The 24,284-nt window shown below is 67.6% G+C and carries 19 protein-coding genes; 13 read left to right on the top strand and 6 right to left on the bottom strand.

The window, feature by feature from the left end:
- Positions 1–20: 20 nt before the first annotated feature.
- Positions 21–764, top strand: coding sequence for a tetratricopeptide repeat protein (locus L0966_RS06700; RefSeq protein WP_234051086.1), 744 nt, complete (start codon positions 21–23; stop codon positions 762–764).
- 109 nt (positions 765–873) lie between these two features.
- Here the strand turns inward: L0966_RS06700 and L0966_RS06695 are convergent, their stop codons facing one another.
- A complete protein-coding gene (locus L0966_RS06695) occupies positions 874–1,425 on the bottom strand; it encodes a DUF1036 domain-containing protein (RefSeq protein ID WP_234051085.1) in 552 nt (183 codons plus the stop codon).
- Positions 1,426–1,713: 288 nt separating this feature from the next.
- Between L0966_RS06695 and L0966_RS06690 the strand changes: the two genes are divergently transcribed.
- Positions 1,714–1,965, top strand: coding sequence for a DUF2312 domain-containing protein (locus L0966_RS06690; protein WP_234051084.1), 252 nt, complete (start codon positions 1,714–1,716; stop codon positions 1,963–1,965).
- A gap of 436 nt (positions 1,966–2,401) precedes the next feature.
- On the opposite strand, the gene L0966_RS06685 is transcribed toward L0966_RS06690, so the two are convergent.
- The 3 genes from L0966_RS06685 to L0966_RS06675 all read right to left on the bottom strand — a co-directional run bounded on the left by L0966_RS06685 (position 2,402) and on the right by L0966_RS06675 (position 7,790).
- Positions 2,402–3,880, bottom strand: a complete 1,479-nt coding sequence (locus tag L0966_RS06685) for a DUF882 domain-containing protein (RefSeq protein ID WP_234051083.1) — start codon at positions 3,878–3,880, stop codon at positions 2,402–2,404.
- Positions 3,881–4,344: 464 nt separating this feature from the next.
- Entirely contained in the window at positions 4,345–5,913 is a 1,569-nt protein-coding gene (locus tag L0966_RS06680; RefSeq protein WP_234051082.1) for a murein L,D-transpeptidase, read from the bottom strand.
- 1,073 nt (positions 5,914–6,986) lie between these two features.
- A complete protein-coding gene (locus L0966_RS06675; protein WP_234051081.1) occupies positions 6,987–7,790 on the bottom strand; it encodes a response regulator in 804 nt (267 codons plus the stop codon).
- A 275-nt stretch (positions 7,791–8,065) separates the two neighbouring features.
- Here L0966_RS06675 and L0966_RS06670 point away from each other — a divergent pair, with 275 nt between their 5' ends.
- The 10 genes from L0966_RS06670 (at position 8,066) to L0966_RS06625 (ending at position 21,109) form a co-directional block, all read left to right on the top strand.
- Positions 8,066–9,886, top strand: coding sequence for a M3 family oligoendopeptidase (locus L0966_RS06670; RefSeq protein WP_234051309.1), 1,821 nt, complete (start codon positions 8,066–8,068; stop codon positions 9,884–9,886).
- 177 nt (positions 9,887–10,063) lie between these two features.
- On the top strand, positions 10,064–11,443 hold the full coding sequence (locus L0966_RS06665) for a murein hydrolase activator EnvC (protein WP_234051080.1): 1,380 nt from the start codon (positions 10,064–10,066) through the stop codon (positions 11,441–11,443).
- Positions 11,440–12,786, top strand: coding sequence for a S41 family peptidase (locus tag L0966_RS06660; RefSeq protein WP_234051307.1), 1,347 nt, complete (start codon positions 11,440–11,442; stop codon positions 12,784–12,786). The genes L0966_RS06665 and L0966_RS06660 overlap by 4 nt, the downstream gene beginning before the upstream one ends.
- A gap of 480 nt (positions 12,787–13,266) precedes the next feature.
- A complete protein-coding gene (locus L0966_RS06655; protein ID WP_370640654.1) occupies positions 13,267–13,827 on the top strand; it encodes a F0F1 ATP synthase subunit delta in 561 nt (186 codons plus the stop codon).
- Positions 13,827–15,356, top strand: a complete 1,530-nt coding sequence (gene atpA, locus L0966_RS06650; protein WP_234051079.1) for a F0F1 ATP synthase subunit alpha — start codon at positions 13,827–13,829, stop codon at positions 15,354–15,356. Before L0966_RS06655 ends, atpA begins: the two co-directional genes overlap by 1 nt.
- A gap of 40 nt (positions 15,357–15,396) precedes the next feature.
- Positions 15,397–16,272 (top strand): F0F1 ATP synthase subunit gamma, encoded by an 876-nt coding sequence (locus tag L0966_RS06645; RefSeq protein ID WP_234051078.1) that lies wholly within the window; start codon positions 15,397–15,399, stop codon positions 16,270–16,272.
- Positions 16,273–16,306: 34 nt separating this feature from the next.
- The gene (gene atpD / locus L0966_RS06640; RefSeq protein ID WP_234051077.1) at positions 16,307–17,743 is read left to right on the top strand and encodes a F0F1 ATP synthase subunit beta; all 1,437 of its coding nucleotides are present in this window, start codon (positions 16,307–16,309) and stop codon (positions 17,741–17,743) included.
- A gap of 319 nt (positions 17,744–18,062) precedes the next feature.
- A complete protein-coding gene (locus L0966_RS06635; protein ID WP_234051076.1) occupies positions 18,063–18,485 on the top strand; it encodes a F0F1 ATP synthase subunit epsilon in 423 nt (140 codons plus the stop codon).
- Positions 18,486–19,144: 659 nt separating this feature from the next.
- Entirely contained in the window at positions 19,145–20,209 is a 1,065-nt protein-coding gene (locus L0966_RS06630) for a YeiH family protein (protein WP_370640655.1), read from the top strand.
- 12 nt (positions 20,210–20,221) lie between these two features.
- Positions 20,222–21,109, top strand: coding sequence for a LysR family transcriptional regulator (locus L0966_RS06625; RefSeq protein ID WP_234051075.1), 888 nt, complete (start codon positions 20,222–20,224; stop codon positions 21,107–21,109).
- 107 nt (positions 21,110–21,216) lie between these two features.
- Here the strand turns inward: L0966_RS06625 and metW are convergent, their stop codons facing one another.
- Both metW and L0966_RS06615 read right to left on the bottom strand, forming a co-directional pair.
- Entirely contained in the window at positions 21,217–21,870 is a 654-nt protein-coding gene (gene metW, locus L0966_RS06620; protein ID WP_234051074.1) for a methionine biosynthesis protein MetW, read from the bottom strand.
- 2 nt (positions 21,871–21,872) lie between these two features.
- On the bottom strand, positions 21,873–23,093 hold the full coding sequence (locus tag L0966_RS06615; RefSeq protein ID WP_234051073.1) for a homoserine O-acetyltransferase: 1,221 nt from the start codon (positions 23,091–23,093) through the stop codon (positions 21,873–21,875).
- Positions 23,094–23,326: 233 nt separating this feature from the next.
- Here L0966_RS06615 and L0966_RS06610 point away from each other — a divergent pair, with 233 nt between their 5' ends.
- The gene (locus L0966_RS06610; protein ID WP_234051072.1) at positions 23,327–23,818 is read left to right on the top strand and encodes a MarR family winged helix-turn-helix transcriptional regulator; all 492 of its coding nucleotides are present in this window, start codon (positions 23,327–23,329) and stop codon (positions 23,816–23,818) included.
- Positions 23,819–24,284: the final 466 nt, after the last annotated feature.

The raw sequence follows: 24,284 nt of genomic DNA, 5'->3' as shown, positions 1-24,284 counted from the left end.
CCCTCATGAGTGCCGAGACCATGAGCGCAGAAACCAAGCCCCTCCTTCAGCTGCCTTCCGTTTCTCCCCGCCTTTTCGTGCGGCTGCGCGTGCGGTTGAGGACACTCGTGGGGCTGGCTGTGCTGCCGGCGCTCGTTCTGGGCCTGCTGCTCGCTGTAGCCCCCGCATTCGCTCTCACCAATGATTCCGCTGGCGGATTGGCCGGTCCGGCGCCGGACGCTGCTGCCGCGCCTTCTCCCGAAGGGGCGGCCCCTCATGCGCCCCGCAAGGTCCCGAAAGACAAGCGCACCCAGCTTGAAGGCCTGTTCGCGGCGCTGAAGGTGGCGCCCGACGACCGCAGCGCCAAGATCATCGGCGATCGCCTGGAGCAGCTGTTCAACACCACCGACAGCGCCAGCGTGGATCTGCTGATGATCCGCGCCAGCGTGGCGTTCGAGGCCAAGCAATATGATCTCGCCTTGAAGATCCTGGGGCAGGCCATCGAGATCGATCCCGACGACATCGGCGCGCTCTCCAAGCGCGCGACCATCTATTATATGCGCGACGATTATGGAGCGGCGCTGGCCGACATCCGCGAGGTCATTGCCCGCGAGCCGCGCCATTTCGCCATGCTCTACGCCCTCGCTTTGATCCTGCACGACATTGGCGACGACAAGCGCGCGCTGGAAGCCGCCCGCAAGGCGCTGGCGGTCAATCCACGGCTCGATGGCGCCAAGGAGCTCGAAGGACAGCTGACGCTGACCGTTGAGGGGCGGGACATCTAGGCGCCCTTACGGATGTCGGGGAAATGCTCGAGCTGATCGAGGAGACGCGTTCTCCCCCCGTGAGCGGTGTCCATGTCACCGATAACACTCTAACGGGGCGGGTGCCGCTTCAGTTGGGCTTCGGCCGGAAGTTCGGCGGCGGGGGCGGCGGCAGCGGCGCATGGCCCGTGGGCGTGCGGGTCTGCATGCCTTCGGTGAGCTGCACGGTCCAGGATTTCTGCTCCTGGGTATCCACCTCGAAGAAGCCGGTGCGCTCGAAGCCGCGGGCCAGGCAGTCCTCGGCGCCGCGAATGGTGAACTCCTTTTCCCGGGTGCACATATGGGCTTTGCCGGCCCACTCGCCGCCCTGGTCGTAATCCACCGCATAGAGATAGTAGAAGCGCGCGACCAGGTCGCCGCGCAGCAGGGTTTCGCAGCTGTTGGCGGCGACGTTCCACCAGCCTTCGGTGCTCCAGGTGTCGCCGTCCTTGTAGCCAACGGCCACGCCCACCCGGCTCTGGGTGCGGTTGCACAGGCGGAAGTCGGCGTGCGCGAGGCTGGGGGCGAGCGCCAGGCCGCAGACAAGGGCCAGACGCGCCGTCAGCTTCGCGCGCCGGCTGCGAAAAAATGATGTCCGAGTGATGCGCTTGCGCGCTGTCGGTGGGGCGGGACAACGGAGCATGTCGAGGGCTGTGTGCCTTTCACCGCGCGATCCGTCAATGGCCGGCGGCCCAAGGGGGGCTCATGGGGGGCTCAAGGAGACCCAAGGGGGCTCATGTGGGGGTCAAGGGCGGGCCGGCCGGTGTTTCTCGCCTCCGATCGGGGCAGCAAGGAGGCAAACTTGAGGCAGTGGCGCCGGTCGTGCCCCTGCCGCGTGGATAATGGGGATGGTTCCTTGACGCGGGGCGGGCTGGGGGCCTCTATCGTCGCACATCAGATTGAGGAGACCTGCCAGGTGGCGGAAGAAGACATGTCGGATGCCCCCGCGGGCTTCGCCAAGGAACAGCTCAAGTCCTTCATCGAGCGCATCGAGCGCCTCGAGGAGGAGAAGAAGGCCATTTCCGACGACATCAAGGACGTGTTCGCCGAAGCGAAGGCGAACGGTTTCGACGTGAAGGCCCTGCGCACCATCCTGAAGCTCCGCAAGGAGGATGAGGACGAGCGCAAGGAGCACGACGCCATCGTCGAGCTCTACTGCCAGGCGCTCGGCATCTTCATGTGAGCGTGCGCCGCCGGTCGGCTTCGGCCTGCCGGGTGGCTGCCCGGGAACCCGTCCTGCGGTCGTTCCCCATCTCAAAAGGCCCGCTCCAACAGCAGCTCGCCACCAAAGGCTCGCCTCTGTCCAGGGGCGGGCTTTTTTTGTATGGGCGGGCGCACGGTACTCGTGCGGCTGCGTTGCTCTCGGCCGGGGAGCTTTCTTCTCAAAGGCCCGTGAGGCTTTGCATCCGAGTGGCGTTCACCGGATCCTCAGGCTGCCCAATCCTGGCTTGCGACGCCAGTCCGTGCCGCCGTGCACGCATCCCGGCGCGGGACCGTCGCGGCGGGCCGGCGTGGCGATAGAGGCGGGGCGGAATGATGGCCCCGGCCGGAAATGCCTCACGCTTTGGCCCGACGACAGTGCGCTACCCGCCACAGGGGCATGCGCCGGGCGCACGCCCTCACATGCGCTGGTTGAGGGCGTAGGCGGGCGTGCGGAAGGTGAAGGTGGGCACGTCGGCCACGGCGGTCCCGCTGAAGCTGGACTTCAGGCCAAAGCTGGCATCGCGCGAGAAGGCCATGGCCACCACCGCATTGGGCGCTGACATGAAGGACGTGAAGACCCGAAGCTCCGGCGGCCGCAGATAAAGCTCGGTGGACAGGCTCGGCGACAGGAACAGGCGGCCGAAGGCGATGGCCTGGGGCGCGCGGGCGCGATCGCGCGGGCGCCGGGCGCCGGTGGCGTGGGCCGTCGCCTGCGGGCTGGCCTGAAGGCTTGCGGCGCCGCGTCCGGCCAGGGGTGCGGGGCCAAACACATCGCTCGTGGCCGCATAGCCGAGAAGCTCGCGCGAGCCGCCTTCGCTGCCGCGGGTGATGATGGCGGGCAGGGGTGCGGCGGCCATCTGGGTGCGCGCCTGCGCCTCGCTGGGCCGGCGCTGGGGCAGGGGGGCGACCAGCGCGGCGGCGGCCACCTGCTGGGTGGCGATGACGCCGGCCGCGACCTCGGCCGGCCGCGCCACGGGCAGCGGCGTCGCCTGGGCTACGCGCGCGGGGGCGGAACGCTGGGCGGGCGCGCTCTCCTCGTCGCGGCTGCCGGAGGCATCGGCCACGGCGGTTTCAGGCGCGTTCTCCTCGTCCTCCGCATCCTTCCTGCCGAAGAAGCCGGAGAAGAAATTCTTCATGCCCTTGCCGGAATCGGCGGAAGCGACGGCGACGCCCGCATTGGAGCCGCGCGAGCGGATTTCCGCCAGCGCCTCGGCATAATGGGCCATGGGCCGCCCGTCGGTGGGCACATGGACGGTCTTGCCATCGGGGAAGACGCGGGCGAGCTGGTCGCGGGTCATGCGCGGCCAGTGGCGGACGTTGCCGGTGTCCATGTGCACGAAGGGCGAGCCGGAGGTGGGATAAAAGCCCACGCCGCCGCGCTGGAGCCGCAGGCCGGCCACGCGCAGGTCCACCAGCTTCACGCCGGGAATGTAGAAGTCCATGGCCTTGCCCAGCATGTGCTGGGAGAATTTGGCGACGCCCCGGCTGCGCGAGCGCAGCATGGCGTTGGTCTCCGGCGAGCGGAAGGCGCTGACGATCTGGATGGGCGCGCTCGCGTCCGTTTCCCGATAGACCTCCCAGACCACGTCGAAGAGGTGGGGGTCCATCTTGGTGGCCTTGTCATTGCGCCAGTCGCGCAAGAACACGTTCATCTTTTCCAGCACCGCGGGGTCGTAGCGGCCATCCTTCTTGAAGGTGAAGGTGCCGGTATCTCCGCGATGGGTGTGATGGAGGGTGAGGGTGCGGGTGTCGCCATTGGCGACGGCGTTCTGGAGCGAGGTCGACCCGCACACCAGGAGCGTCACACCGATGGCGGAGGCGCGCAGGACGCGCGCGCCGCGCCGGAAGGGACGGGGGAGGATCGACGCGGCGGTCGATGCGAAGTTCCTGGCCAATGTCGCGAACCCGAGGCTCTGGTTTCAGTGACGCCGCGGATGACCGCGACGCGAAGCTAACGGAGTCTTGCCGGGTTCGGTTAAGGGTGAATTGACACCCGCTCCCCCCAACGCATGGCACACGAGTTGGTCACACTCTCGTGACCGCTCACACAACCGTGACTAGCGGGGGAGTATGGCGAAAACGTGCTGGAAGCTGGCACGGGGCTGTGGCGAAAAAGCCATAGGCAAGTAACGCTGATGATTCAATGGCCTGCCGCAGTGCGGCAATTTGGCTCTCTGGTCGGTTGCGTCCGATATTCCAGCAGTCGCGTACCGCTGGAGAAAGCGCATCCCTGACAATCGGATAGCGGTAAATGCGGCGCCGCCGCCCGGTGGGGCGGTGGGTGTGTCTGGAAAAATAAAGGCCGGTGGCAGGCCCATCCGCGCGGGCTAGCCGCGCGGATGGGCCTGTGCAGCACGAATCAGCGACGGGCGGAGGAGGCGTTGCCCTCGGCGAGGCGGCGCCGTGCGCTGTCGAGGCCAAGGCGCGACTTCACTTCCGCATTGATGCCGTAGATGTCGTCGCGGGTTTCGATGCGTCCGGCGTCGTTCACGAACGTGGTGAAATAGACGACGTGCACCGGAATGCGCTGCTTGAGCGTGACATAGCGCTCCTTGCCGCCGAACATCTTGCCGATGCGTTGGGCGCTCCAGTTCTCACCCGGCAGGCCAATATTGAACAGCACCTCGCCGAACTCCAGCGGGTCCTGCACCCGCATGCAGCCGTGGCTGAAGGCACGCTCGTCCCGCGAGAACAGGGACTTGGAGGGGGTGTCGTGCAGGTACACCGAGTGGTCGTTCGGGAACATGAACTTGATGCGGCCAAGGGCATTCCGCTCGCCGGGCGACTGGCGGAAGGTGTAGCCGCCAGAGCCATTGCGCACCACCTCGATTCCGCGCCGTGACAGTGCGTCGGGGTCGGAGCGCAGCAACGGCATCATCTCCTTGCGGGCGATGGAGGGCGGGATGTTCCAGGCCGGGTTCACCACCGCATAGCGCATGTCCTGGGTGAGCAGGGGCGTGGGCGTTTCCTTCTTGCCCACCACGATGCGCGTCTCGTGAATCACCTTGTCGCCCTCATGGATGCGGGCAAGGTATTCGGGGATGTTGACCCAGACGTAATAGGCGCCCAGATCACGCGGCAGCCAGCGCCAGCGCTCCATATTGGCGATCAGCTCGGCCTTCATGTCGGCGCTGGGGGTGGCGACCACGGCACGGTTGAGGGCGGTCAGCGTGCCAGCTCCCACCACGCCCGTGGGCTTCAGCCGCGCGCTCACCTGGAACGCCTTCACAGCGTCCACGAGGGCGGGGTCATAGCTGAGGTTTCCCGGCGCGCCGGAAAGCCCCAGGCGCGCGCGCAAGGCCGGTACGCGGGGATCGCTGTCGCCCGGCTTCATCAGGCCGCCGGCGGGGATCATGACCTGGCTGGCGTCACGCGGGCGATCCACCACCGCAAGCCGCGCCTTCAGTGCCTTGTAGCCCGTATGGGGCGGGTTGAAGGCGGCCAGGGTGGCGTTGGCGTCGCGGGCCTCCGCCAGGGTGGCGAGAATGGCTGCGGGATCGGGAATTTCGCGGCTGGGCGTCACCAGGTCCGAAATGCGGCTGGGCTCGAAGCGGCCGGACTGGGCATGGCGGGCATAGGTCAGGGCCGCCACGGCAAGGCGCAGCTCCGCCTGGGCGAGGGCCGCCGCATCGGCGCCGCGCGGCGGAAGGGCAACGGCATAGTCGGCGGGGTCAAGGCCATCCTCGGCGGCGGCATGCAGCCGCGCCAGCACCGCCGCGCCACGCGCGTTCACCCCACGCTCGTCCACGAACACGGGCAGGCCCTGGCGGGCGCCATAGAAAGCGGAGAGTGCCTCCGCCTCCTTCTTGGTGGAGCCGAGGCCGCCCGGCTGGGCGATCTGCATGGCGACCGCCTCCGCCACGGGAGCCAGCGGCCCCTGGATGGGCGCGGCGGCCACGGGAGCCGCAGCGGGGCCCTCAGTCGGCATGGTCCCAGCGGCCGGGCTTGTCGCGGCGGTGGAAGCCGGAGCCGTCACGGGCGCGGCGTTGGCGCGGGCCGCCGGGGAAGCGGCCGCCGGCGCCGGGGGCACAGGTGCGGCGACGGTGGAGGGGGCTTGCGCCTGGATGGGGGCCTGCTGCGCGGATGAGGCGGGAGGCACCGGGCCGCGAGCCGCCGCCTGGGCGGGTTGCGCTGAAGCGGGCGTCGTTGAGCTGGCAGGCGCAGCGACGGCTTGCGCGGCGCCAGGCTGTGCCGGAGCCGCCTGCTCCCGAGCTGCTTGGCCCGGAGTCCCTTGGGTTGGAGCAGCCTGCGCAGTGGCGCCCTGCGTCGACGCGGGCTGCACCGCTGTGGCCGGCCGAGCCGCGGCCTGTGCCGGAACCGCCTGAACGGGATTCGGCTGCCCCGTGTTCGCTTGCCCCGTGTTCGCCTGCACTGTGTTTACGTGCGCGGGCGCCGCCTGCGCCTGGCCCTCGGGAACAGCGCGGGCCGCATCGCTGGCGGCGGACATGGTCGCGGGAGCCACTTCCGGTCGCCCGTTCGAGGCGGCCGCCGGGTTTGTGGGAGCTGGTGCGGCGCGAGCTTCTCCATTGCCGGCGGCATCGATGCCGCTGGCTTGCGTCTGGCTCGCGGGACGGGTCGCCGCCTCACCATTGCCCGCCGCGTCGACCCCGCCCGCGATGGGGGCGGGGAGTGGGGGATCGGCGGTGCCCATGCCGGCATGGGTGGTGACGGGAGCAGAGGGACGCGGACCGTTCAGCAGGGCGCGGGCGGATGCCGCCGCCGGCGACAGGCCCGGCGCGGTGTCGGCGGGACCGGCTTCGGCCGCCGGCAGCCAGGACAGGGTCAGAGCGAGGCTGAGCACGCTGACCCCAAGCACACGGGCGAAAGACCGATCCATCGCTGAGGCCTTCATGACGCCGCTGCGTCCCGTGCTGGGCATTGAATGCCCGATGGCCCTGACCCCCATGGTCCTCTCCTCGCCGCTATACCCCTGCTTGGTGCCGTGCCGAAGGTTTCCAATCAACTCACAAGCGCGAGCTGCCGGGCCTTTTCGTGAGCTTGTCACTCGGCCGCAACAATCTGGGCTGCAATTGGTTCCGAATGGTGCGGCGGCTCGCGTCCCTCAGGAACGGCAAGGCCGAGCCGCGAAAGCTTGCGGTAAAGGGTGGAGCGGCCGATGCCGAGCCGGCGCGCCACTTCCGTGAGCCGTCCGCCGTAATGGGCGCAGGCGTAGCGGATGGCCTTTTCCTCGATCTCCTCCAGCGGGCGCACATGGCCGCCATGGTCGACCCAGGGGGGTGTCGAGGATTGGGGCGCCGAGGATTGGGCTGCCGAAGCCAGCGTGCCCGGACGGGCGCCGAAGCCCGCCGGAACCGGCCATTCACCCACCATCGCCAGACGCGCAGGCGCCGCGGGGGCGGGCGCCACTGGCAGGCGCTCCACTGGCAGGCGCTCCACTGGCAGGTGCTCCGCCGTGTCGCGCTCCACCGTCTTGCGAGCGCCGCCGAGGGCAATGGCATTTGCGAGGGCGACCTGCAGGCGCAGCGCCCCGGCCGGCTTCACCACGAAGTCGCGCGCCCCGGCGCGGATGGCGGAGGCTGCCATGTCGATGCTTTCCGCCGTCACCGCCGCCACCACCGGCACGCACAGGCCGCGCGCCTTCATGGCGCCGAGCAGGCCCATTCCGTCGAGTTCGGGCAGCACGAGATCCAGGAGCACCACATCGAACGCCACGCGCTCCATGAGGGCCAGGGCCTCGTCTCCGTCGCGGGCGTGGGTGGCCTCATACCCCATCAGAGCCACGGCCGATTCGAGGCGGCGGGCTTCCACGGGGTCGTCTTCGACCAGCAGCAGCAAGGGTTTCATGGGATTCCGGCGTGGTGCGAACATCGGCCAGCTTGGTCGGTGATGGTTAAGCAAGTCTGAGCTTCACGCATTCGTGTGCCGCTGCGGCGCCTGCCGGTGGCGCGGGTGGGGCGGCGCGGCCCGCTTGCGGCGCCCCGCCATTGAGGCGATCGTGGGAGGCGAGCTATGACGGTGCCGATTGCACCCGCCCCGATTTTCCCGGAGGTTCCATGTTGCTTCATTCCCGCCCCGCCGACCTGCCGTTCCTTTCCGCGCCCGCCGGGGCCGGCTTCGGGATGGTCCATGGGGTGACCGCCGGCGCCGCCGCCGCCGTTTCCGAATCGCTGCCCGAATGGAACCTCGCCGATCTCTACCCGGCCATGGACGCGCCGGAGCTGGAGGGGGACCTCATCAAGGCGGACATCGAGTGCAAGGCATTCGAGGAGGCCTACAAGGGCAAGCTCGCCACTCTGCTCGCGGCCGCCGATGCCGGCCCCGCCCTGGGCGCCGCGGTGAAGCGTTATGAGGAGATCGACGATCTCATCGGCCGAATCGCCTCCTATGGCAGCCTGATTTATGCGGGCGACACCTCCGATCCCGCCCGCGCCAAGTTCTATGGCGACATCCAGGAGCGGCTGACCGACGCCTCCACCCACCTCCTGTTCTTCACGCTGGAGCTGAACCGGCTGGACGACAAGGCGCTGGAAGCCGCCATGGCCGACCCGGCGCTGGGCCACTACCGGCCGTGGGTCGAGGACCTGCGCAAGGACAAGCCCTACCAGCTCGACGACAAGATCGAGCAGCTGTTCCACGAGAAGTCGAACCCCTCCCGCTCCTCCTGGAGCCGGCTGTTCGACGAGACCATGGCCTCCCTGCGCTTCTCCGTGAACGGGCAGGAGCTGGCCATCGAGCCGGCCTTGAACCTGATGCAGGATTCCAAGGAGGAGGTGCGCCGCGCCGCCGGACAGGGGCTGGCCGAGACCTTCTCCAAGAATCTGCGCCTGTTCAGCCTCATCACCAACACGCTGGCCAAGGACAAGGAAATTTCCGACCGCTGGCGCGGCTTCCCCGATGTCGCCTCCTCCCGCCACCTGGCCAACCGGGTGGAAAAGGAGGTGGTGGACGCAATGGTGGAGGCCATCCGCGCCGCCTATCCGCGCCTGTCGCACCGCTATTACGCGCTGAAGGCCCGCTGGTTCGGCAAGGACAAGCTGGAGTTCTGGGACCGCAACGCGCCACTGCCCAAGGTGGAAACCCGCGACATCGGCTGGCACGAGGCCAAGGACACGGTGCTGTCCGCTTATGGCGCCTTCTCGCCGAAGATGGCCGAGATCGCCGGGGTGTTCTTCGAGAAGAGCTGGATCGACGCGCCGGTGCGGCCGGGCAAGTCGCCGGGCGCCTTCGCCCATCCCACCGTGCCGTCCGCGCATCCGTTCGTGCTGCTCAACTACCAAGGCAAGCCGCGCGATGTGATGACGCTGGCCCATGAGCTGGGCCATGGCGTGCACCAGGTGCTGGCCGCCCGCCAGGGCGCGCTGATGGCGCCGACCCCGCTGACCCTTGCGGAAACCGCCTCGGTGTTCGGCGAGATGCTCACCTTCCGCCGGCTGCTGGACAAGGCGGAGACGCCCCAGGCCCGCAGGATCATGCTGGCCCAGAAGGTGGAGGACATGATCAATACGGTGGTCCGCCAGACCGCCTTCTACACGTTCGAGCGCCACGTCCACACCGAGCGCCGCAAGGGCGAATTGACCTCCGACGCCATCGGCGAATTGTGGATGAAGGTGCAGAGCGAAAGCCTGGGCCCGGCCATCAATCTGGGCGCCGGCTACGAGACCTTCTGGACCTACATCCCCCACTTCATCCACTCGCCCTTCTACGTCTACGCCTATGCCTTCGGCGATTGCCTCGTGAACTCGCTCTATGCGGTCTACGAGAAGGCGTCGGATGGCTTTGCCGAGCGCTACCTGCAGATGCTGTCGGCGGGCGGCACCAAGCACCATTCGGAGCTTCTGGCCCCGTTCGGGCTCGATGCGCGCGACCCGGCCTTCTGGCAGACCGGCCTTTCGCTCATCGACCGGATGATCACCGAGCTCGAGGGCATGGAGGCCGCCTGATCGCGGCCGGAACCGGCGGCCCTCCGCCCCGGCCTGTCCCCTGCCTCTTCCGCCGGCCGCGCGCCGGGGGCGGGCGGGGGCTCCGCCCGGGCGGCGCGATGGCGATTCGGGGGCAAAGGTGGCGCCGCGCCACAGACCTTTACAACTCCTCAACCCTGTCGCCTTAAGCCTTGATTCATGAAGCAGCGAACCGGCCCGCTCCTGTGCGCCCTGGTCATCGGCCTTGCCGGGCCGGTGGGGCCGGCCCATGGGCAGGAGCCGTCGCCGCCGGTGGCGCCCGCGCCGCTGCGGCCGTCCGGCGCGCGCCCATCCGCCGGGGTGCCGCTGCCCCCGGCCTCGCCCGTGCGGCAGGGGCTGGACACGGAGGCGCTCAAGGCCGACGTGAAGGGCAATGAAGAGTTCCAGAAGCGCCTTGCCGCCGAGCTGGAAGCCGCCAAGGGCGACCGCGCCAAGCTCAACGCATTGCTGATCGAGACCGCCAACCGATCGCGCGCCGTGGAGCAGCAGCTCATTGACGTGGAAGGCCGCATTGGCGCCCTCGACAAGACTGCGACGGAGCTTTCCGCCTCCCTCGCCAAGCAGCGCGACGTGCTGGCGGAAGTGCTGGCGGCGCTGCTGCGCATGGGCCGCAACCCGCCGCCCGCATTGCTGATGCGCCCCGACGATGCCCTTGATGCGGTGCGCTCCGCCATTCTGCTGGGCTCGCTTTTGCCCGAAATGCGTGTGGAGGCGGAAACCCTGGCCGCCGATCTCTCGGAGCTGGTGCGGGTGCGCGGCGAGCTCGGCACCGCCCGGGAAAGTCTCGCCAAGCTCAAGGTGGCCCTGGACCAGGACCGCAAGCGCCTCGCAGCCCTGGTGGGGGAGCGCCAGCGCCGCCAGGCGGAAGCCAGCCCGGTGCCGCCGGGGGAAAAGACGCAGGTTGATTCGCTGGCCCGCGGCTCCACGGATGTGCACGATCTCGTGACCCGCATGGAGACGGAGGCGCCGCCGGCCGCCCGAGCCGCGGATGCCGCGCGCGCCTTGCCGGAGCCCGCCACCACCACCAAGGCGGACCTTGCCGCCTTGCAGAACCCGGCGCGCATCGCGCCCGCCATTCCTTTCGCGGATGCCAAAGGCTTGCTGCCGTTGCCGGTGGCCGGGGTAAGGATGCGTGATTTCGGAGCGGCTGACGACGTGGGCGCGGCCGCCAAGGGCATCAGCATCGCCACCCGCGCCGGTGCCCCGGTGACCGCGCCGGCGGACGGCTGGGTGGTCTATGCCGGGCCCTTTCGCAGCTACGGCCAACTCTTGATCATCAACGCGGGCGGCGGATACCATATCTTGATGGCAGGTATGGAGAAGATCACAGTGGATCTCGGCCAGTTCGTCCTCGCGGGCGAGCCGGTAGCGGTCATGGGCGGCCTTGCGCGCGCAAGCGCGGCGGATGCGACTTCAGGTTCCTCCCTTGGCACAGCCTCGGGACAGCCCCAATTGTATGTTGAATTCCGCAAGGACGGAGTCTCCATCGATCCTGCCCCGTGGTGGGCGGCAACGGACAGTCAGAAGGTGCGCGGATAATGCGTCGGACATCCCTATTTCTCTTCGGCGTGGCGGCCGGCGCGCTGGTGGCTGTCGCCGCGGTTCAGCCGCGCGCGATCCTCGGCACGGCGGCGGAAGCAGCCTCCTCGGATACGTATCGCCAGCTGAACCTGTTCGGCGACGTGTTCGAGCGCGTGCGCTCCGACTATGTGGAGAAGCCGGAGGACTCGAAGCTGATCGAGTCGGCCATCAATGGCATGCTCCAGTCGCTCGACCCCCATTCCTCCTACATGGACGCGAAGAATCACCGCGACATGCAGGTGCAGACCAAGGGTGAGTTTGGCGGCCTCGGCATCGAGGTGACCATGGAAGACGGCCTGGTGAAGGTCGTCGCCCCTATGGAGGACACCCCCGCCGCCAAGGCTGGCGTGCTCGCGGGCGACCTCATCACCAAGCTCAATGGCGAGCAGGTGCAGGGCCTGACCCTGAACGAGGCGGTGGACAAGATGCGCGGCGCCGTGGGCACGCCCATCACCCTCACCATCGTCCGCAAGGGCGCGGATAAGCCCATCGACGTCAAGGTCACGCGCGACACCATCAAGATCAAGGTGGTCCGCTCGCGGGTGGAGTCCGGCGACATCGCCTATATCCGCGTCAACTCGTTCAACGAGCAGACCTATGACGGCCTGAAGAAGGCCATCGACGACCTCACGGCCGAGATCGGTCCCGACAAGATCAAGGGCTATATCCTGGATCTGCGGAACAATCCCGGCGGCCTGCTGGATCAGGCCATCGCCGTGTCCGACGCCTTCCTGGATCGTGGCGAGATCGTCTCCACCCGCGGCCGCAATCCCGAGGAAACCCAGCGCTTCAACGCGCGCGGCGGCGACCTCACCAAGGGCAAGCCGGTGATCGTGCTGGTGAATGGCGGCTCGGCCTCGGCCTCGGAAATCGTGGCCGGCGCCCTGCAGGACCAGAAGCGGGCCACGGTGCTCGGCTCGCGCAGCTTCGGCAAGGGTTCGGTGCAGACCATCATTCCCCTGGGGCAGAATGGCGCACTGCGGCTGACCACCGCGCGCTACTACACGCCGTCGGGCCGCTCCATCCAGGCCAAGGGCATCGAGCCCGATATCGTCCTGGTGCAGGACATGCCCGATGACGTGAAGGCCAAGCTGGGCGCTTCCGGCGACCCCACGCGCGGCGAGGCTTCGCTGAAGGGGCACCTCAAGAATGGCGAGGACGAGCAGGCCGGTTCGCCTTCCTACGTGCCGCCGGACCCGAAGGACGACACCCAGCTGAAGCTTGCTGTCGAGCTCATGCAGGGCACGGTGAAGAACGCCGCCTTCCCGGCGACGCCGAACAAGACCACGCAGGCGAACTGAGCCCGAAGGGCACACTTTCCCCTGCCGAAAAATGGTGCAGAACAGCGTCCCCGCTCAATCTTTGCGCGGGGACGTTTTCGTAATCGGCCCAGCGCTGCATTCGTGCAACGGTTGCGCGCCGCCCGCGCCGAAGGCCCTGCGGAAAATTCTGAGCCGCCTTCCCGATTTTCTTTCATTCATGCGGCTTCCAGAGGTGCTGCGGCGCACTCGCTCCGAGGCGTCCTGCGCCCTGTGGTGGGTGTCCGCTACAGCCTGCGGTGCCCCTGCTCGGGCACCGTGATGCTCCCGGTGCGGCAATGCGGCCTATGCGCCATCCTCCGGTCATGTTGCCGCCTTGATCTGCCTGTGTTAGGCAACCCGGGATTTCGAGGGTGGGGTTTCGCCCGCTGGCGAGATCGCACTATCAATATTCCCAACAGATCAAGGGTTTGGGTCGAAGCCGGGGCATTCTGCCCAGGGGCGGCCGCAAGTCCGAGAGAGGTGCGGGTGGCGGATACGATCGTGTCAGGCATGGCGGGGCGCTACGCGACCGCGCTGTTCGAACTGGCGGATGAAGCCGGCGCCATTGATTCCGTGAAAACGGATCTCGATCGCCTGTCGGCCCTCATTGCCGAAAGTGCGGATCTGGCGCGGCTGGTGAAGAGTCCTGTCTTCACGGCCGACGTGCAGCTTTCCGCCATGACCGCGGTTTTGCAAAAGGCCGAAATCGGCGGCCTCGCGGGCAACTTTGTGAAGCTCGTGGTGCAGAATCGCCGGCTGTTTGCGCTTCAGCAGATGATTGCCGCCTTCAGTGCCCTGGTCGCCGTGAAGCGCGGCGAGACCACGGCGCAGGTGACGGTGGCGCAGCCCTTGAGCGACGCGCATCTCGCCGAGCTGAAGGATGCGCTGGCCAAGAAGACCGGCAAGGACGTGCAGCTCGACGTCACCGTCGACCCGTCCATCCTCGGTGGTCTCGTCGTGAAGCTCGGCTCTCGCATGGTCGATGCTTCGCTGAAGACCAAACTCAATTCTATCCGGCATGCGATGAAAGAGGTCCGCTGATGGACATTCGAGCCGCTGAAATCTCCGCCATCCTCAAGGAGCAGATCCAGAACTTCGGCCAGGAGGCTGAGGTCTCCGAGGTCGGGCAGGTTCTCTCCGTTGGCGACGGCATCGCCCGCGTCTATGGCCTCGACAATGTCCAGGCCGGCGAGATGGTCGAGTTCGAGAACGGCACGCGCGGCATGGCGCTGAACCTCGAGCTCGACAATGTCGGTATCGTGATCTTCGGTTCCGACCGTGAGATCAAGGAAGGCCAGACCGTCAAGCGCACCGGCGCCATCGTCGACGCTCCCGTCGGTAAGGGTCTGCTGGGTCGCGTCGTGGACGCCCTCGGCAACCCGATCGACGGCAAGGGCCCCATCGAATACACCGAGCGTCGCCGCGTCGACGTGAAGGCCCCTGGCATCATTCCGCGCAAGTCCGTGCATGAGCCCATGCAGACCGGCCTCAAGGCCATTGACGCCCTGATCCCGATCGGCCGTGGCCAGCGCGAGCTCATCATCGGCGACCGCCAGACCGGCAAGACCGCCGTGGCGCTCGACTCGATCCTGAATCAGAAGCCGATCAACCAGGGCAACGACGAGAAGGCCAAGCTCTACTGCGTGTATGTCGCGGTGGGCCAGAAGCGTTCCACCGTCGCGCAGTTCGTGAAGGTGCTGGAAGAGCAGGGCGCGCTGGAATACTCCATCGTCGTCGCCGCCACCGCTTCCGACGCGGCTCCCATGCAGTTCCTGGCGCCGTTCACCGGCACCGCCATGGGCGAGTTCTTCCGCGACAACGGCATGCATGCTCTGATCATCCACGACGACCTGTCCAAGCAGGCCGTGGCGTATCGTCAGATGTCGCTGCTGCTGCGTCGTCCCCCGGGCCGCGAAGCGTATCCCGGCGACGTGTTCTACCTGCACTCCCGCCTGCTTGAGCGCGCCGCGAAGCTCAACGACGCCAACGGCTCCGGCTCTCTCACCGCACTGCCGGTCATCGAGACCCAGGCCAACGACGTGTCGGCCTACATTCCGACCAACGTGATCTCGATCACCGACGGTCAGATCTTCCTCGAGTCCGACCTGTTCTACCAGGGCATTCGCCCGGCGGTGAACGTCGGCCTGTCGGTGTCGCGCGTGGGCTCCTCTGCCCAGATCAAGGCGATGAAGCAGGTGGCGGGCAAGATCAAGGGCGACCTCGCCCAGTATCGCGAGCTGGCGGCCTTCGCCCAGTTCGGCTCGGACCTGGACGCCTCGACCCAGAAGCTGCTGAATCGCGGCGCGCGCCTCACCGAGCTCCTGAAGCAGAGCCAGTTCTCGCCCCTCAAGGTGGAAGAGCAGGTGGCGGTGATCTTCGCCGGCACCAACGGCTACCTCGACCCGCTGCCGGTCTCCAAGGTCCGCGAGTTCGAGCAGGGGCTGCTTTTGGCCCTGCGCTCCGAGCATCCCGAGATCCTCGAGGCCATCCGCACTTCCAAGGAACTGTCCAAGGACACCGCAGAGAAGCTGACGAAGGCGCTCGACGCCTTTGCCAAGAGCTTCGCCTGATCGGCTCTCGATAGTTCCTCGAACCTGACGGACGGGCGCGATGGCGAGTCTGAAGGACCTTAAAAACCGCATCGCCTCGGTGAAGGCGACGCAGAAGATCACCAAGGCGATGCAAATGGTCGCCGCGGCGAAGCTGCGTCGCGCTCAGCAGGCGGCGGAAGCCGCGCGGCCTTACGCCGAGCGCATGGAAACGGTGCTGGGCAACCTTGCCGCCGGCATCGTCGGTAACTCCCAGGCGCCGGTGCTGCTGGCCGGCACGGGGCACACCCAGACGCATCTGCTGCTGGTGTGCACTGGCGAACGCGGCTTGTGCGGCGCCTTCAACAGCTCGATCGTGCGCCTGGCGCGCGAACGGGCGCAGCTGCTGCTGGCGGAAGGCAAGGATGTGAAAATCCTCTGCGTCGGCCGCAAGGGCGCCGACCAGCTTCGCCGGGTCTATCCCGACCACATCATCGATGTGGTCGACCTGCGCGCCGTGCGCAACATCGGCTTCAAGGAAGCGAATGACATCGCCTCCAAGGTGCTGAAGATGCTGTACGCCGGCTCGTTCGACGTCTGCACGCTCTTCTATTCCAACTTCAAGAGCGTGATCCAGCAGGTGCCGACGGCCCAGCAGCTGATCCCCGCGACCTTCCCCGAGCGTGACACCACCGAGGCGGGGCCGGTCTATGAATACGAGCCCACGGAAGAAGAGATCCTCGCCGATCTCCTGCCGCGCAATATCGCCGTGCAGATCTTCCGCGCGCTGCTGGAGAATCAGGCGTCCTTCTATGGCGCGCAGATGAGCGCCATGGACAACGCCACCCGCAATGCGGGCGAAATGATCAAGAAGCAGACGCTCACCTACAACCGCACCCGCCAGGCCATGATCACGAAGGAACTCATCGAGATCATCTCTGGCGCCGAGGCCGTCTGACGCCTCGCGACCGAAGATACGAAGGACGACGAATATGGCGAACAAGGTCGGACGCATCACCCAGGTCATCGGCGCCGTCGTCGACGTGCAGTTCGACGACCATCTGCCGGCGATTCTCAACGCGCTGGAGACCACCAATCAGGGCAACCGCCTGGTTCTTGAGGTTGCCCAGCACCTCGGCGAGAACACCGTGCGCACCATCGCCATGGACGCCACCGAGGGTCTCGTGCGCGGCGCCGCGGTGGAAGACACCGGGGAACCGATCCAGGTTCCGGTGGGCGATGGCACGCTGGGTCGTATCATGAACGTCATCGGCGAGCCGGTGGACGAGGTGGGGCCCATCTCCTTCGAGCAGAAGCGCGGCATCCACCAGCCGGCTCCTTCTTATGCGGAGCAGGCCACCGAAGCGGAGATCCTGGTCACCGGCATCAAGGTCGTCGACCTGCTGGCGCCTTACGCGAAGGGCGGCAAGATCGGCCTGTTCGGCGGCGCCGGCGTGGGCAAGACCGTGCTCATCATGGAGCTCATCAACAACGTTGCGAAGGCGCACGGCGGTTACTCCGTGTTCGCCGGCGTCGGTGAGCGTACCCGCGAGGGCAACGATCTCTACCATGAGATGATCGAGTCCAACGTGAACAAGGACCCCAAGGAGCATGGTGGCTCCGCGGCCGGCTCCAAGTGCGCGCTGGTGTATGGCCAGATGAACGAGCCTCCGGGTGCCCGCGCCCGCGTCGCGCTCACCGGCCTGACCGTCGCAGAGCACTTCCGTGACCAGGGTCAGGACGTGCTGTTCTTCGTGGACAACATCTTCCGCTTCACGCAGGCGGGTTCGGAAGTGTCGGCCCTTCTCGGCCGTATTCCTTCGGCGGTGGGTTACCAGCCGACCCTGGCCACCGACATGGGCGCCCTGCAGGAGCGTATCACCACCACCACCAAGGGTTCGATCACCTCGGTGCAGGCCATTTACGTGCCGGCCGACGACCTGACCGACCCGGCGCCGGCGACCTCCTTCACCCATCTGGACGCGACCACCGTTCTGTCGCGCTCCATCGCGGAGAAGGGCATCTACCCGGCGGTGGATCCGCTCGACTCGACCTCGCGCATGCTGTCGCCGACCATCCTCGGCGAAGAGCACTACAACACCGCCCGCCAGGTGCAGCAGACCCTGCAGCGCTACAAGTCGCTTCAGGACATCATCGCGATCCTGGGCATGGACGAGCTTTCCGAAGAGGACAAGCTCACCGTGGCGCGCGCCCGCAAGATCGAGCGCTTCCTGTCTCAGCCGTTCCACGTGGCCGAGGTGTTCACCGGTTCTCCGGGCAAGCTCGTCGACCTCAAGGACACCATCGCGGGCTTCAAGGGCCTGGTGGAAGGCAAGTACGACTACCTGCCGGAGCAGGCTTTCTACATGGTCGGCTCGATGGAAGAAGCCATCGAGAAGGGCAAGAAGCTGGCTGCCGAAGCGGCGTGATGTGCGCGGCGCTCCGCTCGCGAGGGCGGAGTGCCGATGCAAGATGCGCAGGAGCGGGACCGGTCGGCGGTGCCGCTCCGGAACTGCGGTGCGGGCGAAGGCGCACGAGGGGCTGGGCCTATCCGGGTGACGGCCTTTTCTTGTGTCGGGCTTGGTCCGCCAAGCGGGTTGGCGCGGCGTTTCAGCAGGACTGGAACAGCGCGGAGATTGATCCGGGGCAGGGCGCCGAACGGCGCGCGTGCCACGCGGGTGTGGGGAGCGGCCCGCCAGGGATGCGCGACCTCCAGAGCGACCGGAGATGAAGGAACCGGAGACGAAGATGGCGAGCTTACCCTTTGAACTGGTTTCGCCCGAGCGCCTGGTGTTCTCCGGCGCGGTGAGCGAAGTGATTGTGCCCGGTGCGGAGGGCGAGTTCGGTGTTCTGGCCGGCCATGCGCCCTTCATCGGCACGCTGAAGGCCGGCATTCTGACCATCAAGTCGGAGGGAGAGCCCAAGCGCTACTTCGTCCGCGGCGGCTTCGCCGAGGTGAATCAGGCGGGTCTGACCGTGCTGGCCGAAGAGGCCAAGCCCGTGGAAGAGATCGATCCCGCACATCTGCGGCAGCAGATTCGGGATGCGAAGGAAGACGTCTCAGACGCGAAGGGCGACGCGGAGCGCCAGCGGGCCGAGCGCCAGCTTGCGGATCTGGAGCAGGTCGCTGAGGCGCTGGAGCGCGGGTTTAAGGCCACTCCTGCTCACTGAGTTGGGCGAAGGTGGGTGTATTTTGAAAGGCCGGGCCCCCTTGTGCCCGGCCTTTTTTATTTGGCGGGCCAGAGGGGCGCCGTGGCCTTCTGCGGCTCGGGCGCAGCTTGGCGCGATGCGCGGGAAGCACGGGCCGCGGTGGAAGCGCGTGGCGGGTTCCTCGGTTAGTGCAGCTTGTCGCTCGGGCCCTTCCGGTGGCCGAGCCGACACGGCTTGTTCCGAAACTCGGAAAGCAGGGACGAGCTTCAAGGTGTTGGCCCACGCGTGTAACACGCGAGACGTCCTTCGCGTCATGCAACGAGTGATCTGGTGGCTGGATCTGACCGGCGCTTTGCCTGTCTCGCCTTGTGGCGGTGGCGGGTGGGGAGCCGGGAAGTGACTGCCGTTTATCTTCTGCCGGTGGGCAAAAGCAAGGGGATGCCGGGCGCGGGCCGGAGCGAGAGGCGTCTTTGCAGGCTTTTGCGGTACGGATTTGCCGTGACCGCAACGTGCTCCGCGGCGGCGTTCCCCCGCCTGGGGCCGAGAGGCACCCGGAGAGGGCGGACTCGCGGGCGGTGCGCGCCAATCAATCGAAAATAATAATTGAATGTAGAAATATAACGTGTTGGAGCGATTGATGCCGATCTGTGATGGTCCGCGCACCTACCGAGGACATCATCATGGTCGAGCACACATCCGCCGCCCCCAGCCCGATGGAGCAGCCATCGCGGCGCCATGTGCGGGCCCTGCGGCATCTTCACGAAGGCATCGTTCCGGGCCTCGCGGTCACCTGCGTCATCGCTGCGGCGGCGTATGCGGTGCGGCTGCTTCCCGGGCTGGGAATGCTTAGCCCGCTGGTCATCTCGATCCTCATCGGCATGGCGTACCACAATCTGGTGGGCACGCCCCGGGCGGCGACCGCAGGCGTGAAATTCGCGCTCCGGCGGGTGCTGCGTTTCGCCATCGTGCTGCTCGGCCTTCAGTTGACCTTTGCCCAGGTGCGGACCGTGGGTGTGGCGGGCTTCGCCATCGTCGCCATCACGTTGGCGAGCACTTTCTTCATCACGCGGTGGCTTGGCCGGGTGATGGGTGTGGAAGCCAAGCTGGCTGAGCTGATTGCGGCGGGAACGTCGATCTGCGGCGCTTCGGCGGTGATCGCGACCAACACCGTCACCCGTGGGTCGGACGAGGATGTGGCCTATGCCGTGGCGTGCGTCACGGTCTTCGGCTCGCTGTCGATGGTGCTGATGCCGGCGCTGCTGCCCTATACGGGGTTTGATGCTCACGCCTATGGGCTGTGGACCGGTGCTTCGATCCACGAGGTCGCACAGGTGGTGGCGGCCGCGTTCCAGGGGGGGCAGCAGGCGGGTGAGTTCGGAACGGTGGCGAAGCTGTCGCGGGTGATGTTGCTGGCGCCGCTGGTGCTGGGCCTGGGCGCGGTCGCGCTGTGGAAGGCGCGGGGCGATGCCAATGCTCATCACGCCAAGCCGCCGGTGCCGTGGTTCGTGTTCGGCTTCATCGCGATGGTGATGGTGAACAGCACGGGGGTGATTCCCCTAGAGGTGAAGAGCCCGCTCATTACTCTCACCACCTTCCTGCTGGCGGTGGCGCTGGGCGCGATGGGGCTGGAGACGGACATCCGAAAGCTGCGCATGAAAGGGCTGCGGCCTTTGATGCTCGGCGCCGCCGCCTGGCTTTTCATCTCCACGCTGAGCTTTATCCTCATCGCGACTTTCATGAGCTGATGCGATGGGACGATGACGCTGGAACAGCTGCGGGTGTTCACCATGGTGGCCGAGCACCTGCACATGACGCGGGCCGCCGAGCGCCTGCACATGACGCAATCGGCGGTGAGCGCCTCGGTGGCGGCGCTGGAGGCCTCCTGCGGGGTGGCGCTGTTCCACCGGGTGGGCCGGCGCATCGAGCTGACGGATGCGGGCGCGGGCTTCCTGACGGAGGCCCGCGCCATTCTCGCGCGCGTGGAGGCGGCGCAGACGGTGCTTGCCGATCTGTCGGGCCTGAAGCGCGGCCGCCTCGGCCTCATGGCCAGCCAGACCATTGCCAATTACTGGCTTGGCCCGCTGCTCTACCGCTTCCACAGCCTCTATCCGGAAATCGAGCTTTCGCTATCCGTGGGGAATACGGCGCAGGTGTCGGCGGCGGTGCTGCAGGGGGAGGCGGATCTCGGCTTTGTGGAAGGCGAGGTCAATGAGGTGCTGCTGGCCAAGAGCGTCATTCCCGGCGACAGACTGGTGCTGGTGGTGCCGTCGTCCCATCGCTGGGTGGGGCGGGCGCGAATCACCCCGGAAGAATTGCTGGAGCTGCCGTTCGTGTTGCGCGAGCCGGGCTCGGGCACGCGGCAGGTGTTTGAAAGCGCCTTGCTGCGGGCGGGGGTGGCACCGGACCGGCTCAGGGTGACGCTTGAGCTCCCATCCAACGAGGCGGTGCTGAGTGCGGTGATCGCCGGGGCGGGCGCGACGGTGATTTCCGATCTGGTCGCGCGCTCGGAGCTGGCCGCGGGCACCCTGGCGCGGCTGCCCCTGGCGCTGCCGCCCCGCAGCTTCTACGCGCTGCGGCATGCCGATCGCTACCACTCGCGCGCCGCCGCCGCTCTGCTGGAGCTGGCCCGCGCGCCGGCGGTGTGAGGCCGCGCCGCTCCGCCCACCCTTGGGCGAGGGCCCGCGTGGAGCGGAACGCTCGGGACGGCGCCGCGCCCGCGCTGTTCCCGCGCCCGCGCTGTTCCCGCTCCCGCCTAGCCCTTGCGGGAGAGCAGGAACACGGCCTGTTCGCCCAGCAGGTTCCAAACCCACCAGGGCATGTTGAAGCGCACTCGGTGGCCCGAGGAATCCAGGGCCACGGCCCGTTCCATCTTGGCGTCCAGCTCCTCCACCAGGGCCACGAAGTCGCGGATGGTGCAGAAATGGATGTTGGGGGTCTCGTACCAGCGGAAGGGCATGTTCTCCGTCACCGGCATGCGGCCGTTCACCAGCAGGTCGAGACGTGAGCGCCAATGGCCGAAATTGGGGAAGGAGACGATGGCCCGCCGGCCGATGCGCAGCATCTGTTCCAGCACCCAGCGCGGGCGCCGGGTGGCCTGGAGGGTCTGCGAGAGGATGACATAGTCGAACGAATCATCGGGGTAGTGGGCCAGGTCCACGTCTGCGTCGCCCTGGATCACGGCGAGCCCGCGCGCCACGGCGCCATTCACCCCCTCGCGCGAAAGCTCGATGCCGCGCGCGTCGCAGTCGCGTGTGGTGGCCAAAAGCTCCAGCAGCGCGCCGTCCCCCGCGCCAACGTCCAGAACGCGGGAGCCGGGCTTCACCATCTCCGAAACGACCACAAGGTCGACGCGCACGCCCCCGCGGCGCGGCGCGCCGGCGTACGGTGTTTCTTCAGGCAGGGCCATGCTCATCTCCCGCGCGCCGGCGGCAGCCCGAAGGCGCGCGCGGCGCTGTCGAGGAAGCCATGGGCGATGGCGAACAGTTCGGGCTCATCCAGCAGGAAGGCGTCATGGCCCTTGTCGCTCTCGATCTCCGCGAACGAGACGCTGGCGCCGGAGGCGTTCAGCGCATGCACGATGGTGCGCGTCTCGTCGGTGGGGAATAGCCAGTCGGAGGTGAAGGAGGCCAGGCAGAAGCGGGTCTTCGAGCCCTTGAAGGCGTTCGCCAGCACGCCGTCATAGTCGGCGGCGAGGTCGAAATAGTCCATGGCCCGGGTGACATAGAGATAGGAGTTGGCGTCGAAGCGCTGCACGAAGGATTCGCCCTGGTGGCGCAGATAGCTTTCCACCTGGAAGTCGGCATCGAAGCCGAAGGTGGGCATGGCGCGGTCCTGCAGCCGGCGGCCGAACTTACGGTGCAGCGCCTGGTCCGACATGTAGGTGATGTGCGCGGCCATGCGCGCCACGGCAAGGCCCCGATAAGGCATCACCCCTTCCGCCAGATAGTGGCCTCCGCGCCAGTCCGGGTCGGCCATCACCGCTTGGCGGCCCACCTCGTGGAAGGCGATGTTCTGGGCCGAATGGCGCGCCGCCGTGGCGACGGGCAGGGCCGAGAACACCCGCTCCGGATAGCTCGCGGCCCATTGCAGCACCTGCATGCCGCCCATGGAGCCGCCGGCCACGCATAGCAGCTTCTCGATGCCCAGATGGTCCAGCAGCATGGCCTGGGCGTTCACCATGTCGCGGATGGTGACGAGCGGCATGTCGAGCCCATAGGGCGCGCCGGTGGCGGGATTGGTGGAGGACGGCCCGGTGGTGCCCATGCAGCCGCCGAGCACATTGGCGCAGATGACGTAGAAACGATCGGTGTCGATGGGCCGGCCCGGCCCCACCATGGTTTCCCACCAGCCCGGCTTGCCGGTTACCGGGTTGAGGCTCGCGGCGTGCTGGTCGCCGGTCAGCGCGTGGCACACCAGCACCGCATTGGTGCGGGCGGCATTGGGCTCGCCATAGGTCTGGTAGGCGATCTGCAGATCGGGCAGCAGCACGCCGGCATCGAGCCGCAGGGGCTTGGAGGGGCCGAAGCGCGCCACCGGGGAGTGCGGATCATCCGCCTCCTGCCGGGCCCTGGTCTCGACCGCGTCTTCAGCCTGCGGGGCAGAGGCATCCGGGGGGGAGAACGATGTCATGAGCGAACCAAGCGATGCCCGGGCCCCGCTGTCAAGCGGCGCGGACCCTGCGGTGGCCCGATGATTTTTAAACCTTCGTAAAAATGTAAGCCGGCGCGGATAATGAGGCCCGTGGTGATCGCGCGCGGCGCGACGGTTCGCACGACCTCCGTTTTTCCGGACGTTTCCCTTGGCAGCACGCGAGGGCGGCCGGGCGCGGGAGGCCAGGGGCTCTGCGTGCGGTGGGGGAGACCATGAAGGACCCGTTCACGAAGACCATCGGCTATCGGCTCAACCATACGGCGCGGCTGCAACGCGCTTTTTCCGCGCGGCTGCTCAGCGACCTCGGCCTGTTTCCGGGCCAGGAATCGGTGCTGAAGCTGTTGTCGGAGCAGGATGGCCGGACCATGGGCGATCTCGCCGCCGCCTTGCGCGTGCGCCCGCCCACCGCCTCCAAGACCATCGCCCGCCTCACCAGCCAGGGTCTGGTGGAGCGCCGCACCACCGACGGTGACGGCCGCCTGGTGCGGGTGTTTCTCACCGAGACCGGGCTGGAGCGGGCCTCGGCCATCGATGGTGTGTGGGAGACGCTGGAAAACGAGATGGTGGCCGGGCTCGACGGCAAGGAGCGCAAGCGCCTGCGCAAGCTGCTGCGCAAGGTGGAAAAGAACCTCGCCGAGAAGCTCGGCACCGATGGCGGCGCCGATGACGAGCAGGACGCCGCCGACGATGACGACGACGTCTGAGACCATCGGCCCTGGTTCCCGGGCGGCATCAGGGCGGGCCGTTGTGGGCTTCACGGGGGCGCGACCCAAGGCCACTGCCGCGCCCGCCCGCTCTTGAGGCCCGGCCGGAGGTGCGGAGGGCCCGGCTGGCATCGGGCGGAACCTAAGACTATGGAGCCTTGTCCTGTAGCCCCCTCTTCGAGCCCCCTCGCGGGCCGTCGCCGAGTGCCGGCATTACCTCATCGCGCAAGCGATGACGCGCGCCGGCAAGAGCAGCACTCGGGGCAGCCTGCTCAGCACTCGAGCAGGGCTCGCGCGGCGCTTGGGTCCGGCCTGCGCCGGGGTGGGGCGACGTCATCCGCCGTGAAGGAAGACGGCGCGGGACGCGTCAATGGCTGGGGCGGCCTTGGGGCTGAGCCCGCGTCGCATTCGCCTTCGCAATGCAGCGTATCCTCGCTTTGGTCAAAATGGGCCGTATGCTGCCGCC

This window comes from Xanthobacter sp. NM-59, from assembly GCF_021401125.1.
Lineage (GTDB): Bacteria > Pseudomonadota > Alphaproteobacteria > Rhizobiales > Xanthobacteraceae > Xanthobacter.
Note: the sequence above shows the minus strand (reverse complement) of the source record. Positions and strands in the feature narration are given on the sequence as shown.